Origin of the sequence: Capillibacterium thermochitinicola (assembly GCF_013664685.1) — a bacterium.
Lineage (GTDB): Bacteria > Bacillota > UBA4882 > UBA10575 > UBA10575 > Capillibacterium > Capillibacterium thermochitinicola.
This window is the reverse complement of sequence record NZ_JAAKDE010000031.1, coordinates 1-17,608: the sequence shown is the minus strand read 5'-3', so window position 1 is coordinate 17,608 and position 17,608 is coordinate 1. Positions and strand designations below refer to the sequence as shown.

The 17,608-nt window shown below is 48.8% G+C and carries 15 protein-coding genes, 1 pseudogene and 1 riboswitch; of the genes and pseudogenes, 8 read left to right on the top strand and 8 right to left on the bottom strand.

The annotated features are described in order from the left end of the window. Positions 1-206: 206 nt before the first annotated feature. Entirely contained in the window at positions 207-1,214 is a 1,008-nt protein-coding gene (locus tag G5B42_RS10555) for a restriction endonuclease (RefSeq protein ID WP_181340441.1), read from the bottom strand. A 313-nt stretch (positions 1,215-1,527) separates the two neighbouring features. Next, positions 1,528-1,833: pseudogene (locus tag G5B42_RS10550) on the bottom strand (nuclease domain-containing protein); the annotation flags it as partial. Positions 1,834-2,063: 230 nt separating this feature from the next. Here G5B42_RS10550 and G5B42_RS10545 point away from each other — a divergent pair. After that, on the top strand, positions 2,064-2,618 hold the full coding sequence (locus G5B42_RS10545; protein WP_181340440.1) for a phospholipase D-like domain-containing protein: 555 nt from the start codon (positions 2,064-2,066) through the stop codon (positions 2,616-2,618). A 30-nt stretch (positions 2,619-2,648) separates the two neighbouring features. On the opposite strand, the gene G5B42_RS10540 is transcribed toward G5B42_RS10545, so the two are convergent. Continuing rightward, positions 2,649-3,011 (bottom strand): hypothetical protein, encoded by a 363-nt coding sequence (locus G5B42_RS10540; protein WP_231133503.1) that lies wholly within the window; start codon positions 3,009-3,011, stop codon positions 2,649-2,651. 325 nt (positions 3,012-3,336) lie between these two features. Beyond that, positions 3,337-3,816, bottom strand: coding sequence for a helix-turn-helix domain-containing protein (locus G5B42_RS10535; RefSeq protein WP_181340438.1), 480 nt, complete (start codon positions 3,814-3,816; stop codon positions 3,337-3,339). A gap of 379 nt (positions 3,817-4,195) precedes the next feature. Here G5B42_RS10535 and G5B42_RS10530 point away from each other — a divergent pair, with 379 nt between their 5' ends. Then, positions 4,196-5,773 carry a BsuPI-related putative proteinase inhibitor gene (locus G5B42_RS10530; protein ID WP_231133502.1) on the top strand — a complete coding sequence of 526 codons (1,578 nt, stop codon included), beginning with the start codon at positions 4,196-4,198 and terminating at the stop codon, positions 5,771-5,773. A gap of 19 nt (positions 5,774-5,792) precedes the next feature. On the opposite strand, the gene G5B42_RS10525 is transcribed toward G5B42_RS10530, so the two are convergent. Beyond that, the gene (locus tag G5B42_RS10525) at positions 5,793-6,089 is read right to left on the bottom strand and encodes a hypothetical protein (protein WP_181340436.1); all 297 of its coding nucleotides are present in this window, start codon (positions 6,087-6,089) and stop codon (positions 5,793-5,795) included. A gap of 437 nt (positions 6,090-6,526) precedes the next feature. Next, positions 6,527-7,117: a DUF4412 domain-containing protein gene (locus G5B42_RS10520; protein WP_181340435.1), complete on the bottom strand. Its 591-nt coding sequence runs from the start codon at positions 7,115-7,117 to the stop codon at positions 6,527-6,529. A 278-nt stretch (positions 7,118-7,395) separates the two neighbouring features. Between G5B42_RS10520 and G5B42_RS10515 the strand changes: the two genes are divergently transcribed. The 3 genes from G5B42_RS10515 to G5B42_RS10505 are packed head-to-tail and all read left to right on the top strand — an operon-like array spanning position 7,396 to position 10,848. Then, a complete protein-coding gene (locus G5B42_RS10515; protein WP_181340434.1) occupies positions 7,396-8,766 on the top strand; it encodes a sodium-dependent transporter in 1,371 nt (456 codons plus the stop codon). Between the two features lie 14 nt (positions 8,767-8,780). Further along, positions 8,781-10,166, top strand: a complete 1,386-nt coding sequence (locus G5B42_RS10510) for a DUF4097 family beta strand repeat-containing protein (RefSeq protein ID WP_181340433.1) — start codon at positions 8,781-8,783, stop codon at positions 10,164-10,166. Between the two features lie 55 nt (positions 10,167-10,221). Beyond that, the gene (locus G5B42_RS10505; protein WP_181340432.1) at positions 10,222-10,848 is read left to right on the top strand and encodes a copper homeostasis protein CutC; all 627 of its coding nucleotides are present in this window, start codon (positions 10,222-10,224) and stop codon (positions 10,846-10,848) included. 9 nt (positions 10,849-10,857) lie between these two features. Here G5B42_RS10505 and metF read toward each other — a convergent pair whose 3' ends face one another. Further along, complete coding sequence (gene metF / locus G5B42_RS10500; protein ID WP_181340431.1) at positions 10,858-11,742, bottom strand: methylenetetrahydrofolate reductase [NAD(P)H]; 885 nt, start codon at positions 11,740-11,742, stop codon at positions 10,858-10,860. Between the two features lie 188 nt (positions 11,743-11,930). Next, a riboswitch (SAM riboswitch) is annotated at positions 11,931-12,040 on the bottom strand. A 177-nt stretch (positions 12,041-12,217) separates the two neighbouring features. Here metF and G5B42_RS10495 point away from each other — a divergent pair. The 3 genes from G5B42_RS10495 (at position 12,218) to G5B42_RS10485 (ending at position 16,677) form a co-directional block, all read left to right on the top strand. Then, positions 12,218-12,910, top strand: coding sequence for a vitamin B12 dependent-methionine synthase activation domain-containing protein (locus tag G5B42_RS10495; protein ID WP_181340430.1), 693 nt, complete (start codon positions 12,218-12,220; stop codon positions 12,908-12,910). Beyond that, a complete protein-coding gene (locus G5B42_RS10490) occupies positions 12,907-15,357 on the top strand; it encodes a homocysteine S-methyltransferase family protein (protein ID WP_269206216.1) in 2,451 nt (816 codons plus the stop codon). Before G5B42_RS10495 ends, G5B42_RS10490 begins: the two co-directional genes overlap by 4 nt. Positions 15,358-15,603: 246 nt before the next feature. After that, positions 15,604-16,677 carry a glycoside hydrolase family 18 protein gene (locus tag G5B42_RS10485; protein WP_181340429.1) on the top strand — a complete coding sequence of 358 codons (1,074 nt, stop codon included), beginning with the start codon at positions 15,604-15,606 and terminating at the stop codon, positions 16,675-16,677. Positions 16,678-17,208: 531 nt separating this feature from the next. Here G5B42_RS10485 and G5B42_RS10480 read toward each other — a convergent pair. Continuing rightward, the gene (locus tag G5B42_RS10480) at positions 17,209-17,586 is read right to left on the bottom strand and encodes a hypothetical protein (RefSeq protein ID WP_181340428.1); all 378 of its coding nucleotides are present in this window, start codon (positions 17,584-17,586) and stop codon (positions 17,209-17,211) included. Positions 17,587-17,608: the final 22 nt, after the last annotated feature.

Sequence of the window (17,608 nt, the reverse complement as noted above, 5' to 3'; positions counted from 1 at the left end):
TCGAATTGACCGAAATACGCGGTATTATGATTGTTTAGTTTTTTGAGTTTACTTTCCAGGTAATATTCACTAATAAATATCCCCAAATTCTTCATCAACCTTCGCTTCGACCCCAACCAGTAACCTCTCAGAACCTTGTTTCCCACTAATGAAAAAATCATGTACATCTGCATTGTACAATAAATTAATTGTATAAAGATTTAATCTTATTCTTCACTTAAAACTAAGGTCCAAACCCTTTTCATCGGGAGTTCAGTTTTAATTTCCTCCGGCAGTTGATCATAATATTTCTGGAGCATCTGAATTATATCATCTGATTCCCATAAGCGTATTTCAAAATATAACCTTGCCGCCTCATTTAAAACAGATTTCTTATATCCACCCCATGATACGAACAGTCCTTGCTCTGCTCCAAAATTCTTCATGACACCCTGTAGTTCTCTCAATACTTTAACGTCAACCGGTAATTCGCTGGACTTTACTTGAACAGCTAGACGCGGGGGATCAAATCCCAACGGCCCTTTACCCGCAATAATATCAATCCCTCCGTCCGGGCCTTCAGGAGAAACTTTAACTTGATACCCCTGGGCTTGTAAGATCGCAGCTACCAGCCGCGTTAACTCATGCCCTTTGAAATTTTTCGAGATATAGGAACGAATTTGATCTCGAGAATACTCTTCCAAATCAACTATTGCCTCAGCGTCGTTTGATTCTTCAGAATTAGTCAGCATACTATTGCTTCTTCCTTCTAGCAGACTAATAATTCTTTCTTCCGCGTTATTACGTTGTATACGACAAACAGTTAAAAATGCACCTAATGAATAAAGAATATCCTGTGCAATTGCTCCCCTAGGTAATTCTGTTATCCATTCTACAGAACGAGTATGTTTTGCTTCCGGCGGTAAATCTTCTCTGTATTGATAAGAGCCTTGAACTCTACCAAAGGCAATCATAGGTCGACTTTTTAATGGTAAGGCAATTAAATCACCTTTTTGAATTCCATTTATAAATCCCCAAATCTGGGTTTGCCAATTTTGAAGTGTTTTCTTTTTATTGTTCGGATATATTTGTTCTAATAACTCCCATAAATCTTCACGAGAGTTAATTCCTGATAAGTCCGGTAGCTCCTCCCAGCCAATTACTGCTATATTTTTAGTTAAAGCTAGTTCCTCACTTTCCCCAAAACTACCAGCTCTAACCAACCATAAAGCCATTCCGTTTTCCTCCTCATACTTTTTATCAAAACATTATAACGACTGGATTAACTTTGGTCGTCTGGCCTTCCAGTAATTAGGGGTTCATTTTTATGTGAATTCAAATAATATAATAATACTTACGCGCCAATTCAACCAAAGGATGCATTGGAAATTCTCCTCCCCTAATCCCTAAATATCATAACATTAACCTGAAATAACCCTTGCAATTAATTAACATCTTTTCGATCGTGAGAGCAAAAGATCTTCTCTATGAAGTCTTCTAACACCTTATTATCTTCTATAATCTTACAACCAATCACCCCTACCCCCTCTAGGCCTCCAGTCTCGCCAGCATGGAAAATCCTCGTCTCATCATCCTGATACAACACATAAGCCTCCGGCAGCCGCGGATGGCATCCCTGTAGGTATGCATCTTGTAAAGGTCCGCTTTTTCGAAGGTGGTTCCGGACGGGGTTACATCTTCCTCGTCGTCGCTCCCAGTGAGTTGGCCAAGATCCAGTCTCTCGTGTTTAAACTTGGCATCAAAGATGTAGATTTCCCCTTTAATCTCGAGTATCAAATCCGGCCTTAACGTCACCGAATAACTCCGGTCAAAACTCTCCTCCCCCGGGCGGTAGCTCTTGTTGTATTAAATTAGTGTATATATTCCTCAGTTATCAATAGGCTTATCTGATATACGCAATATTACTTCGATCATTGATTCGCTTTTGCTCTCCTTGCCACTGGAGGTATTCACTCATATTCCGGCGCTCAATCACCCCCAGTAAAAACCCCCGGAAATCACGAAGGGTTTAAATGGTAAACTATAGAATTAATGTTAAAACCAGTTAGGGAGGGCGGCCTAAAATGAGTCCGGACATGGATCTGTACCGCCTGCGTAACTGTATCAGAGGACCCGGGGATCCGCTCTATAAATATCTCCGCACTTCCATTACCGAAGCGCTCCGGATCCGTTTCCTGGTAGCCTTCATTACTGAATCCGGCGCCCGGCTCATGGCCAAACCTTTAGAAGAAGCCGCCGGACGGGGAACCTCGATCACTATTCTCACCGGCACCTATCTTTACAACACTGAACCATATGCCCTCAAATACCTGCAGGAAAAGGTCGGCCTCTCCCTTGAACTCCGGGTATACGCCGAAACCGGCCGTTCCTTCCATCCCAAAGCCTACTTCTTTGACCTGCCGCACGACAGTGAAGTCTTCATCAGTTCGGCCAACCTCTCCTGGACCGCCCTGACCACTGGAGTGGAATGGAGCTACCGCTTGCGCAAGAGTCTGGCTCCCGCTGATTATCAATTATTTGACGAAGAATATCAGCGGTTATTTGCCGACCATTCCCAACCGGTCACCGAAGATTTTCTCCGTGAATATTGGCAGGAGTGGAAAGCAAGAGCTACTTAGAATTACATTCATGGTGTTTGTTATTCACAGTTACGCCTGTTTAAGCAGGTTAAAATTATCCCTATACTCATCAAACTTTGGGTTTGGGATGACCTCGCCATTAGCCCGTAAAGTGCAAAAATTTATACCATACCTACCCATGTTTTTGCCTTTCTTGTTTTGATAAGCTATGGATACCAACTTCAAAGAGGGAACGACCCAGTAAGTGTCAGCCTGTTCAGAATAAAAAATGAAATAATAATTAGGCCGGGGGTTGACAATTTCTATGGCAGCAAAGCGCCCAGCGTTATTAGGGTCACAATCTTTGGAGCGGGCTTTTATTTGAAGATCAATATACCGGAGCCCTCCCTGGTCATCCAACCGGATTATGCAATCAATCCCCTGGTCATCCACCAAAGTTTGGTAGACATCAAATCCCCGTCTGAGCAACTCGGCAATAACCACATATTCCTGCCGCTTACCAAACGAAGCGGTGCTCCGAAAAGCACGTGCCATTATAATACACCTCTTTCTGTGACTGCGATGCTTGTGCGCAAAAGAAGTGCTCAATAACCTGACCAAATAAACAAGGAAGAACCAAAAGGCTTTCCGTTATAAAAAATAAAAAAACCTCTCTGTAGCTATAGCTATTCTAACAAAGAGGGTAATGACTCAAGCTAATCCCCAGTTGCAAACAGTTCTCATCCCTGCGGTTCACCTGGCCTTTGCTTCATCATATTCATTCACTACCACGCTTCTGGCTATCCAACTGTATCTTCAACCACCCTCGAATATCTTCATCCCCTTGCTGCCACTTGTTCAGAATATAGCACAAATAACTCATTAACTCCGGATCTATCTCCCCCGTCGCTTTTTCCCCGATCATGATCATTGAACGCAATTCAGCAAATTGCGGGTCATTCAAGACTTTCAACAGGCCCTCGCCGTATTTTGGGATCCCGAGATATTTGATCCCATCGGCGATGTACTCTTCAGGAGAGATGAACATCTCTCCTTTGCCGGTTTCGATCCAGTGAGGATTACAGGAAAACCGCAGTTTTAAAGCTTTGAGGAAGGCTTTGGTCATTGCTATTTGGTTCTTTTCAATTTTTGATAAGTTACCATGCGTCATCCCAATTTCTTCACTAAAAGCCAATTGGGTGAGGTTTAGGTGTTTTCTTAGTTGCCTTAACCGATCGCCAGGAGTTGTGTTCTTCATTAAGATTTTCTCCTTGACAGATGTTCACTAAGAACATATAATATAACCAGAATTTCCTAAGAATGTTACCACGGCCAATATGAACCATTACGACGCCGCTATTCTACTGTTGAGACCGGGCAGCCGCTATGTAACCCCAACCAAACCTGGACAAACAATAACACCATAGACAAAACCTTGTCGATTGGTGTTATTTGTTGACGGACGGAAGCGCACCAAACCAAGACGCAGATGAACGACTGCAGGGGCGGCCAACCTTACGCAGTCGTTCTGCCCGAATCGAGCGCTTTCGTCCCTCCCATTATATATGCACATTATACCATGATATGGTAGACGCTGCAATGTTTGGGGCTCCGGAGGAACAAACCAAATGCTCCTGATGAGAAGGATACAAATGAAAATCCTGGAAATAAAAATCGCCCGCGGCCGGGCGCGTCTCCATGCAGTCTGGAATGCCAAAGGCTATACCGACGAAGAAGTTCTGAAGGTCGGCGACAAACTCGATCTTCTGCTCAACAAATACCAGAGATTGCTTGATAAAAAGAAAGGATACTACGTTCTGTTAAGAAACGCCATATTCGTTTTACACCAGTGGAACTTTATTTTCCACGTAAAAATCCGACAGAACCAGAGACGTACACTTCCGCCGTTCACTTTAATTACAAGCACAGCCGCAAGAAGCGGACCAAAACCGACCAGTAAAGTGAAAAACAAGGAGGTAAGTCCATTAGAAAAAATCCCAATAAAAATAGGCCGGGAAACCGGAACTAAATCCCGCCGCGTGTCGTCATTTACATATATCAAACAAGAAAGATGTGATTCGATGAAAAAGAAACACTTGCGCAATATTTTTATGGTCGTGGGTATAATTGTTGTTTCCCTCTTACTTTTCTTAAGCCAAGTGCACAAAGTGGGCGGCTCTAATTCCGGTACCACGAAAACGGAGCAGCTGAGCTCAACAAGAGGGCAATTGTCCACCAGCGCCGCTTACCAAATAACCGAAGACAAAGTCATCTTCGATTTTGCGTTAACCAATCACTCCTCCGAAGTACTGGTACTGCCGTTTGGCTCAGGACAGCAGTTTGAACTGGTAATCAGAGATGAAAAAGGTGAAGAAGTCTACCGGTATTCGGACGGTAAATTCTTCACCATGGCCTTGGTCTATAAGCAGATTAACCCCGGCGAAGCTTTGCGTTGGCAGGACCAATGGGACCGGCGAGACAAAACGGGAAACGCAGCCAGTCCGGGGCGCTACCGCGCGGAAATCGAGATTTTGGTCATCCCGGAGGAGGACGGGGATAAAGTTGAGGGCAGTCAGTTGAGAACCACCATCGAGTTTACCCTTCCGGCAAGTCAGCAAGTGGATGAAGAAACGGACGAAGCGAAGACCGGCCGGGAAACCCCTCCAGTAGCATCCGGCGTAAAGGAAAACAAGATCATCCCCAGTACGGAAGCCAAAGCAATGATCGTCGACGTCGCGAATATGGTCATGCAGGCGCTCAGCACCAAAGATGCGGAAAAACTGGCGCAATATGTCCACCCGGTCAAAGGGGTCCGGTTCACTCCGTACACCTACGTCGATACCGAGCGGGATCTGGTTTTTACCCCGAATGAAATAAGGAATTTCTTTAATAACCAGCAACGTTACCTTTGGGGTTATTATGACGGCAGCGGTGAGGAGATCATGTTAACTCCCAGCGAATATTACGCCAAATTCATTTACTCCGCCGACTTTATCAATGCCGACCAGATCGGGTACAACCAAGTATTAAGCAGCGGGAATGCACTTGAAAACCAATTTGAGGTTTATGAAAACCCGATCATCGTCGAGTATTATTTCCCCGGCTTTGATCCGGTTTATGAAGGAATGGACTGGCAAAGCCTCCGTTTGGTGTTCGAGAAATACGAAGATGAATGGCGATTAACAGGGATTATTCATAACCAGTGGACGATATAAGGCAGACTAGAAGCTGCCTTTAGAGATCACTTTCTAAAGTCTCCTTATTAATACGGGAACCTGCTACTTTGTCAATATCTACGCCTTTATTGTGCACCCGGTAAACCAAGTCAGCAGCCGGGTATCCGTTTGGGATTTTCTTTACCCCTTGAGCTACTAAGTGTTCGTTGTTATTAAAAATGGCCGGACTTTCATCGATCTCTTCTAATTCCCCAACTCCATGCCGTTCGAAGAAACAGCCTGTAGTCTTCTCGTCCTCTGTGGTCAGATCTACTACTGAAGAGAAACTCATTTTATAACGTTCTTCTTCATCCAACCTTAAGCCATACACCCCATAAAAATTGGATAATACACTTAATTACTTTTTTCTGGTTGTCCTATTCCCAATGAAAAGGATCTTGGTTGATCTGGCAGCAGCTTCGCGGAATTTAACTATCAATATCACCCTTTTAGAGCTTCATTTCGTATTTATGTTTAAAATAATTACTATAATAATACTCTTATTACATATTACCTATACATGGAAATTTACTCTTGTCCTAAAAGGTTTTTACAATAAGGCATGAGAGGCCAGCTTACACACAGATGTAAAAAAGACCGGTTAGGTTTTAAACCGCAAATTTAAACAAAAATAAGCAATAAATAAAGCGTAAGCGGCATGCACGATGGCATAAAACGAAGAAAGGAACCGCCTGGGTTCCTTTCCAAACTTATTGGATAACAATTTTAAAGAAACAAACGCTCTATTCCAGTCTAGAAGGGTAAGGGCAGTTTCGGAATGATCGAAAACTTCGTGTACCCGTTTGGGATCTCAAATAACTCATCCGGCTGTTTGCCCTCGACGATGTTCCGGTACTCCACGGTGGAAGTGACCTTCCCCTTGGCGTCCTTGGTTTGGGTCTTGACCGCAAAACCCAGTTCCTCTGAGAACCATTGGACCAAGATACCGTATTTCCGTTCTTTATAGGTATATTGAATGATCTGGCAATCATAACCGTTGACGGTCTCGCTGCCGAGGGTCTTCATCTCGTACTCCAGTTCCGGGTTGAGTTGGTTGGGATCAAACTGGAAGCTCACTTCCATATATTGTTGATCCGGCAGCAGCGTCCAACTGACCTTTTTATCCAGGCGCAGGATGGTGACGGAGACCGTATCGCCATCGCTGAACTCATGGCGGATTTTTTCCGGGCCTTGAACGTAAATTTTCCCCGTTGTCACCTTACCCTTCGCATCGGTCTGGATCATCTCAGCGGAAAACTCCGGTTTCGCCGCCAAGACGAGCCCGGAAAAGATGAATACTACTGCCAGCAGGAAAAATAGTCTTGAACCAAGTCGTTTCGCCATTCTTTACAACTCCTTTACCTTTATATTCTGCCGGGCGCCCAGTCGCCTCCTCCGGAGGAGCCTTGCCGGCGTTCCCCAAATAGTTCTTGGCCGAGGAAAGCGCCCATTTCGATCATACACCCCGATTCTCAACAAAAAATAAACAGCCCACTGATCCCCCTAAATTCTGTTTGCGAAATTACAAAAATTATCATATAATTAATTTCATAATTTAACCAATTTTTATTAATAAATCTCCAAAACCACAAAGTTCTCTCAGTCACAAAGGAGGTTGCCAAGTGAAAAAAAGAGAACGGTTTGCTTCCCGGTTAGGTTTTATTTTAATCTCGGCCGCTTGTTCTATCGGCCTGGGTGATGTATGGCGTTTTCCTTACATCACCGGGCAGTATGGCGGCGGTATCTTTGTCCTCATCTATTTGATCTGCATCGTGGCACTGGGGATCCCGATCCTGACCATGGAACTGGCGGTCGGCCGGGCGAGCCAGAAAAGCATTGCCACTTCCTTCCACGTAATGGAGGGCAAAGGGCAGAAATGGCATCTGATGGGGTATGCGGGCATTGCCGGCAATTATCTGTTGATGATGTTTTACACCACCGTCGCCGGCTGGATGCTGGCTTATTTCTACAAATTCTTGCTCGGGCAGTTTAGCGGGCTTGATACCCAACAGGTCGGGCAGGTTTTTGTCAATTTACTGGCCGACCCGTTCGAAATGACCGTTTGGATGGTCATTACCACCGTGTTCTGTTTTGGCGTCTGCTCCCTCGGTTTGCAGAAAGGGGTCGAGAAGGTGACCAAGGTGATGATGACCTTGTTGTTCGCGCTCATCATCATGCTGGCGGTTAAGGCCATGACCCTGCCCAACGCCGGGGACGGACTTAAGTTCTACCTCCTCCCGGATTTAAACCGCATGCAGGAAAAGGGGCTCTGGGAAACGGTCTTCGCCGCGATGAGCCAGGCTTTCTTCACTTTAAGCCTCGGGGTTGGTTCAATGGCGATCTTCGGGAGTTACATCGGGAAAGAACGGAATCTTTACGGCGAGTCGATCAACATCGCCGCCCTGGACACTTCCATCTCGCTGCTGGCGGGGCTCATCATCTTCCCGGCCTGCTTTGCTTTTGGGGTCGACCCCGGTGACGGTCCCGGCCTGGTCTTTGTCACTCTGCCCAATATCTTCAACGCCATGAGCGGCGGACAAATCTGGGGAGCCCTCTTCTTTCTCTTTATGACCTTTGCCGCCTACTCGACGGTAATCGCCGTTTTTGAAAACATCATTGCCTTCGGGATGGACCTCTGGGGCTGGAGCCGCCAAAAATCGTCCCTCATCAATGCCTTTTTATTGATTCTTCTCTCAATGCCCTGCATCTTAGGGTTCAATGTCCTCAAGGAGTTCCAACCGCTGGGGGCGGGCACGGATATCTTGACGCTGGAGGACTTTATCCTCAGTTACAATCTGCTGCCCATCGGTTCCCTGGTTTACCTGCTTTTCTGCGTAACCCGTTACGGTTGGGGTTTTGACAACTACCTGCAGGAAGTCAACACCGGCCAGGGGATTAAGATGCCCCGTGCTTTTAAACCCTACTTCCAATGGGTCCTGCCGGTGATCATCTTGATCGTACTGATTCAGGGGTATATTAACTTTTTTAGTTAAGGAGGGGGAAAAGGATGCGAATCCGCCCGCTCTTGACCCGTGGTTTATTCCTCTCCTTCCTCGGGTTGTGGCTGTTGATTTTGGTGTGCCCGCAAGGCGCTCTCGCGGCGTCCGACTCTTACTACACCAAAGAGTCCTTCCGCCTCGCTCCGGACGGATTCGTCGTGGTGGAAGCGGCCTTCCAGGATGTAGAGGTGTACCAGACGGCCGGTCAAATGGTTGAGGTAGAAGTCTGGATGACCTTCCAGGCTCCCTTCAGACGGACGGTCGAAAAATTGATCGAAGCCTATGAACCGGTCTTTACGGTCGATGAAAATCGCCTGCAGATCCGGTCTGTTCCCGACAGTAAGGTCTCTTCCTCATTCACCCAGGCTTCGGGCAAGATCAAGATCACGGTCCCGGCCGGCACCAGCTTGACGGTGAATACGGCCTCCGGCGACTGTATTTTCCGCGGCCGGTTCGGCCTATCCATCGCTGTGAATACAGCCTCTGGCGATGTCTCGTTCCAAGGCGAAGTGGAGTCCTTTGCCGCCAATACCGCTTCCGGCAAGATTGGGGCAACCTTTGAACGGCCGGTTATCCGGGTTGATGCCAATTCCGCCAGCGGTGACATTTGGATCGACGGGCCGGTCGCAAGCGCCGGGCTCCATACCGTTTCCGGCAAGGTTGACCTGCGCGGTCTCGACGGCGGATGGTTCAACATCTCAACGGTCTCCGGCGATCTCACCGCCACCTGGGCAACCATTAGCGCACCGGTTTCCCTGACGGTTGACTCGGTCTCGGGGGATCTCCGCCTTTTCTTCCCCGCCGGCACGAAGATGAAGGGTCAACTCAAAAGCCGTTCCGGCAAGATCAGCTCGGATTTCCCGGGGGAGAAGGCCGGGCAAGCAAAGACCCTCTTCCTTCAGGATGAAGGGGCCGTGGTGCAGATCCAGGCCGCAACGGTCAGCGGTTCTATTGGTCTGTACGCCGGGAACCGTTCTCCCGCCCAGCCCAACACGGCCAAGGAGACTCAGACCTGGACGGGGCATTCCCGCGCCCTGGCCGAGGAAGACCCCCCGCCCGCGTTCTTCCTAAACCTCTACCGTTACGAAAAGAACTGGGCGCCGGGGCTCAAAGTCCGCCTGTACGATAGGCTCTATCTCACTGGCAATCTTGACTACTCATACCGGGAACGGGATTTAAATTTGCCGGTTGGCACCGTCTACTTTTTCAACGCCCCTTCGTCCCGGATTTCGTTTTATGGTGGAGGCGGGGCGCAGTTCTCCAGTAAGGACGGTTTTCAGTACCCTTATCTTCTCGTGGGAACCGATTTCTTCTTCCTATTCTACGAACTGGTATATCCCTGGACCGAAGAGGTTTCCCCGCGCCACCGGTTTGGGTTAAGTATTGAATTATAAGCGCGCGAAAAAAAGAAAAGCGCCCTACCGCTTTGCACCGAAAGGAATGAGAAACATGGGGATTATTAAAGAGGCTTGTGTCGGAAGCTTTCTGGAGGCAAAGAAGGCCTTCGAACTAGGGGCTCAGCGGATTGAGCTTTGTGACAACCTGAAGGAGGGCGGCACCACTCCCAGTTACGGCACGATTCTACTGGCCAAGGAAACCCTGGACCTGCCCATCAATGTGATGATCCGGCCCCGGGGTGGCAATTTTGTTTACAGCGAAGAAGAGATCCGGATTATGGAGAAGGACATCGCCCTCTGCCGGGAGGCCCGTGTCAACGCCGTGGTCATCGGGGCCCTCACCGTCGACCATCGGATCGATGAGGCCGTGGTGAAAAGACTGGTCGAAAAGGCCGGTGACCTAGAGATCACTTTTCACATGGCCTTCGACGAGATTGAGGATAAAGAGGAAGCCCTCGAGCAATTGATCGCCTGCGGGATCCACCGGGTCCTGACCAAGGGAGGGCCCGGCACCGCCCTGGCGAACCGGGAAACCATCAAAGCCTTGGTGAAGCAAGCCGGGGACCGGATCGTGATCCTGGCCGGCGGGGGCGTCACCAGGGAGAACTACGAACAATTAGTGGAATATACCGGCGTCAAAGAAGTCCACGGGACAAAGATTGTTGGCCCCTTAACTTAACCGGCCCTTTCAGGTCTCCGCTTTTAAGTGTTTCCGGATGCCGGAGATCTGGCCGAAAATCGTCTTGGCCACCTCGGGACGGTTCATCGTGTACAGATGGATGCCATCCACCCCGCTGGAGAGCAGATCGATGATCTGTTCCGTGGCATAAGCAATGCCGGCTTCCTTCAACGCCTCCGGACTGTTTTCGTAGCGGTCCAGAATCCGCCGGAACTTCGGCGGGATGCTGGCCCCGCAAAGGCTGGTAATCCGCTCGATCTGCTTTTTGTTGAGGACCGGCATGATCCCGGCCGCCACCGGCACCCCGATCGCGAGCTTATCGAGCTTTTCCCGGAAGGCATAAAAAATACTATTATCCAAAAACAGCTGGGTGATGAGGAAATCCGCCCCCGTCTCCACCTTTCTTTTCAAATTGTGGAGATCGGCCATGGCGTCTTCGGCTTCGATGTGGACCTCCGGGTAGCAGGCGGCCCCGATGCAGAAATCCGCCTTGGTTTTGATGAACTTAATCAAGTCGGAAGCATATTGAAAATCGGTGGTCGGGGGTATCGTACTTTGGTCCGCCGGCCGGTCGCCCCTTAGCGCAAGGATGTTCTCAATCTTGGCCTTCTGCAAACGGCCAAGGATCTCCGCCACCTCTTCCTTGGTCGAGTTTATGCAGGTCAGATGAGCAAGGGCTTCAATCCCGTATTTGTTCTTGATGGTATCGGCAATCTCTACTGTATAGAAGCGGCTTCCCCCGGCGGCGCCGTAGGTAACGCTGATGAAATCAGGCCGCAGAACAGAGAGGGCATCAATGGTCGCGAACACCCCGTCCAGGGGAGAACCGGGTTTCGGGGGGAAAATCTCCAGCGAAAAGACGGGTTTGTTTTTGTAATAATCCTTGATCCGCATTTTATCCTCCTTTCAGGCCCGGTTTGCTTCATATTACCATATTCCCGTCGGTACCCGTTTTGTCACCAAAAAAGGCGCAAAAAGTCTTCCCCATATACCATACGAAAACCGGAAGGAAGAAAAAGGCTGCTTTCGATAAGAAAGCAGCCTTTTATTTACCAAGCAAACGATGCTTTGTGCCTGCGCGTTTCTTATCTTTCAGGGGTAATCCCTGCAGGAATTGACACCGTTGCATTCGGATGAGAATGCCGGTTGTCGGGCTTCATCGGGCCAGTCCCTCCACCTCTCTTGATAAGACCATCTATTAAATTGAGATATTTTATTAGATTTTACGGTAAACCAAACCAATTGTCAAGGGTTCATTGCGCAGGGTCCGCCGGGCACGAACAGGCGGGACGAAATAACTCCACAAAAGGTAAATCTTGCTTTTCGGTCAATAAATGTGTACTATTATTTAAAACCGAGGTGATCGCCGATGGAGATCCCGCCGGGAGAAGTATTGAGGTACCTGGGTTACCGGAACCAAAGGATCGATCCGGCCATGATGAGTTTAATCGAGGAATGCCGGGCGGAAACAAAAGTGTTGATGCGGCCGGGCGTCGTCTACCGGATCTACCCCCTGGAAAAGCACGGGGACCAGATCCGGCTGCTGACGACCACTTTACACCTGCAAAGCAGCGACCTCGGCAGGCATCTGCGGCGGGCGGACCGCTGCGCCGTCCTCGCCGCCACCCTCGGGCTGGCGGTTGACCAAAAAATCGCGGCTTACGCACGCTTAGATCTAACCAGAGCAATCGTCATGGACGCTTGCGCCACCGCCGCCATCGAAGCCGTCTGCGACCAAGTGCAGGAACAGCTAAGGGCAAAGGTGGCCCCGGAAGGTTACCGCCTTACTCCGCGCTACAGTCCCGGTTACGGTGACTTGTCCATCGTACACCAAAAGGCTATCCTGGAGACGCTCCAGGCTTACACCCGGATCGGCCTCACCGTTAACGAAGACCATATTCTACTCCCCCGCAAATCGGTGACGGCCTTCATCGGCCTGGAGAAAACGGAAATGGACGCGCCCGATAAGCTAGAGGAAGCAAAAACAGTGGACGCCCCCGACAAGTGCCACTGTTGTCCGGATAAAACTTGTCAGTACAGAAAAGGTGGGGATGGAGATTGAAACGCAAGCTTAATTTGGACGAATTCCTGGTCTTTGACGGGGCCATGGGGACCATGCTCCAAAGCTACGGCATGAAAGCAGGAGAAATCCCCGAAAGATACAATCTGGAACGGGCGGAAGTCATCGCCGGAATCCACAGCGCTTACATTGAAGCGGGTGCCCAGGTCCTGACGACCAATACGTTCAACGCCAACCGGTTTAAACTGGCCGGAAGCGGGCTGAATCTGGCCGCGGTTATCCGGACAGCGGTGGAGATTGCCCGGTGGACCGCAAAGGATAACGAGGAAATCCTGGTGGCTTTGGACATCGGCCCTTTAGGCCAGCTAATGGAGCCCTATGGCACCTTAAGCTTTGATGAAGCGTACGAGGCCTTTGCCGAACAGATCCGGGCCGGTGCCGCGGCGGGTGCCGATCTGATTTTGATTGAAACCATGTCCGATCTTTACGAAGCAAAGGCCGCCATCCTCGCCGCCCGCGAAAACGCCGACTTACCCGTCTTCTGTACAATGACCTTCCAGGAGGACGGCCGGACCCTGACCGGCGCCGATCCCTTAACCGTGGTCAATGTCCTCCAAAGTTTGGGCGTCACCGCGTTGGGAATCAACTGTTCCCTCGGGCCGAAAGAGGTTCTGCCGTTGGTTCGGGAGATGCTAAGGTTCGCCCAAGTCCCCGTCCTTGTCCAGCCGAACGCCGGCCTGCCCCAGTTGGTCGGTGAAGATATGGTCTTTCAAATCACCCCCGCCGATTTTGCGGCTTACGGGCGGGAGATGGCCGCCGCCGGCGTTCGCATTCTGGGCGGCTGCTGTGGAACCACCCCCGCTCACATCAAAGCCTTAAAGAATATGTTGGCTGATCTGAAACCGGTAGCAATAAAGGCCCCGCGTTTGACCGCCGCCAGCTCCGGCACGACCACCGTCCCCCTGGGCGGCCCGGTCAAGATCATTGGGGAACGGATCAACCCCAACGGGAAGCGGCGCTTGCAAAAAGCCCTGCGCGAGGGGGAGCTGGATTATCTCCTCCGGGAAGCCGTTGACCAGCAGGATAATGGCGCCCATATCCTCGATCTCAATGTGGGCCTGCCCGAGATCGACGAAAAAGCGGTCATGGTTAAAGCCGTTAAGGAGATCCAAGGGGTCGTCAACCTTCCCCTGCAGATCGACAGTGTCACGCCGGAGGTGATCGAGGCCGCGGTCCGGATTTATAATGGACGGCCGATCATTAACTCCGTTAATGGCGAAGCAAAATCCATGGCCGCTCTTTTACCTATTGTCAAAAAATATGGTTGCCTGGTGGTGGCGTTAACCCTCGACGAGCATGGCATCCCGAAAACCGCCGAAGAACGGCTGGCCATTGCCGAACGGATCATTAAGACGGCTGCCGAGTACGGTATTCCCAAGGAAGACATCATCGTCGACTGCCTGGTCCTCACGGCCTCCGCTCAACAACAGGAGGTACAGGAGACGGTAAAAGCCCTGCGGCTCGTCAAGGAGAAGCTTGGGGTCAAGACCACGCTTGGGGTGAGCAATGTCTCCTTTGGCCTCCCCGCCCGTGACCTCTTAAACCGCACCTTTTTGGCGGCGGCCCTGGCGGCGGGCTTAGATGCGCCGATCATGAACCCGTTAGACGCCGAGATGCGCGCGACTGTCAAAGCCTTCAACGTACTATGGAACCACGACCGGGACGGCCAAGAATTTATTGCCACCTACGCCGGGCTGGAAGACAAAGCGGGAAAAAAAGCGGAGGATCAAGCAAAGGCCCAATCTGAAGCGGAGCGGAAAGAGCTGACGAAAATAGTCCTCGCCGGGCTCAAGGAAGAAGCGGCAAAAGCAGTAAGGGCACTCCTCAAAGAGGAAGATGGTTTGGCGATCGTCGACCGTTACCTGATCCCGGCCCTGGACCGGGTCGGCGACGGCTACGAAAAAGGGGAGTTGTTTTTACCGCAGCTGATCCAGGCCGCCGAAACGGTCAAGCGGGCTTTTGCCGTGATCAAGGAAGATCTGGAGAAAAACAAAACCGCGGCGGTCGGCAAAGGCAAGATTGTCATTGCCACCGTCAAGGGGGATGTCCATGATATCGGCAAGAATATCGTGAAGATCCTCTTGGAGAACTATGGTTTTGAAGTTTATGACCTGGGTAAAGATGTCCCCATCGAGCACATTGTCGAAAAGGTCAAGCAAGCGGAGGCCCCCTTGGTAGGCTTGAGCGCCTTGATGACCACCACCGTCAAGAATATGGAAGAAACCATCAAAGCCCTACGTCACCACTGTCCCCAGGCCAAAATTATGGTCGGGGGCGCCGTCCTCAATGCGGACTACGCCCAAAAGATCGGGGCCGATTTCTACGGGAAAGACGCCCGCGAGGCGGTGAAGATTGCCGAACGGGTTTTTCAAGAGAAAAATTCACCAGCAGAAGCGGAAAATAACCTGACCGCGGGGGATTTGATTTAGACAACGGAGATCAAAAAAACATTATCGGAAGTTCCCCGGGAACGTGTTCTAATTAAAGATCCCTAAGGAAACAGATTCGTCTTTAACGGCGAATCTTCTTTTATTTTAAATAATAAAATAAACTGACAATAACGCCAACTTTCAGCAGGTAAAAGTTGCTAATTAACGAACCCTAATGGTGAAAGGCAAATAGTTTATAACCGATAAGGAGGGAGTACCATTAAAAAAAAGCAAAATTATAAGGTTATGGCCTATTTACCGGCTTGGAGCGGGAAACCCTGGACCGCCCAGGAGATCCATGGTCGCAAATTAACCCATTTACTGTTATCCTTTGCCCGGATTGATAATGAATTTAGAATCTCTGATCTTGATGTACGCATCAAAGGGGTACCCGATACCGTCTCCGCGCAGATGATTACCGAACGGACATGGGCTGAAGTTAAGCAAATCCGGAAAAAGTATCCCCACCTGAAAGTGATCGTTGCGGTCGGCGGGTGGGAAGGCGAAGGCTTTTCCGACATGGTGGCCACCGGCCCCACCCGGGAGATCTTCGTGGACAGTGTCGTGGAGTATCTTGAAAAACACCAGTTGGATGGGATCGATCTTGACTGGGAATTCCCGGTGAACGGAGCGATGGGAGTCATCAAATCCCGTCCGGCAGACCGGCAAAACTTCACCCTCCTCCTTCAACTCCTCCGGGAGAAACTGGGAAGGGACAAGGAGATCTCTTTCTGTGCCAACGGGGCTCCATGGTTCAAAGAGGTCGTTGAATTGGAAAAAGTCCATCCTTTAGTCAATTCCATTAATGTCATGGCTTATGATTTTTACGGCCCCTGGTGTGAGACGACCGGGCACCATGCCAACCTGTATCTTAACGAAAATGATCCCGCCGCGGAGGGAGGGCTTTCGGCTGATTTGGCTGTTAAACGTCTCCGGGAAGCGGGCGTCCCCGCCGGAAAAATCGTATTGGGCGTCGCTGCCTACGGCCGCGAGTTTTACCAGGTCGAACCGGGTAAGGAAGGGAACGGGTTATTCCAAAAGCACCAGGGAACGATCTGGCGCGGCGGTTCCGTTCCTTATAAACACTTGAAAAAATACTACATCAACAAAAACGGTTTTACCCGGTATTGGGACGAGGTGGCCAAAGCGCCTTTCCTCTATGACGGGACCACGTTTATTTCGTATGATGATCAAGAATCAATTGGCGAAAAGTGCCGCTATGTCAAAGAGCAGGGTTTGGCCGGGGCCATGTACTGGGAGTACTTAAGTGACGCCGATGGCGAGTTGTTGACTGTCATCGCCAACAGTTTAAATGGTTAACCAGCGTTTACTTGGTTAGCCAACATTAATACTTAACCTTACAAACGAGACGGATTCGCCGCGAAAGGCGAATCCGTTTTTGTTTTAATTAATTATAACCACATAGACATCATTCACTCTGCTTCCAACTTTAATGCCTTCATCCGTACAAAAATTTGAAGTTGTGACCAAGATACTGGCAAGCGTTTCTCCTCCATCAAAAGTAATAATACTACTACAACACCGTATAATGGGGATTTTCGCCAATTAACTTTTTTATGGGAAAATATAAACCATATATAACTCGCGAACATAATTACCAGAAACAAGATAACCTACATAAACAAAATTTTTGAATAATTGCTTTTCAATATCTTTAAGTTCAATTTTTGTCTGTAAGATAGTTATGATTACAACGAAAACCGATACAACAAGGATTAAAAACCAAATTTTGTTTTTAAGTATCCAATGCCCCTCCATTTGCAAAATCCCCCGGTAATTTTATACCGGGGGTTATAATACTTCATAAGGTTGAATTCGTTAATTAAGTTCTCATTTTACATCATATTTAACTTTTATTTCTTCTAATATCTTTATTGTAGCATTGTCCAACTTGTAACATTTAGTTTTTTTATCCTCCATTCTTTCTGTAAAAGCCTTAAGAAAATAGCCTTTAAACAAATACCCTTCTTTTATATATATTGAAATATATGTTTTTTCATTTCCTTTATAACATTCCAACAACATATCTGGATATTCATAGAATGTATGAGCAGTTTTTTTTTGTTTATTCAACATATTATTTAGCTTTTTAATGGTATCATAATCTATGTCTTGGTTATTATATCGAACATAATCATTGTGTTTGGCAATTATGAATTCCATAGTTCGGCGGCTAAGAGATACATAGCATCCTGACATTTTGCGCATTTAGTCTGTTTGCGAAGGCCCG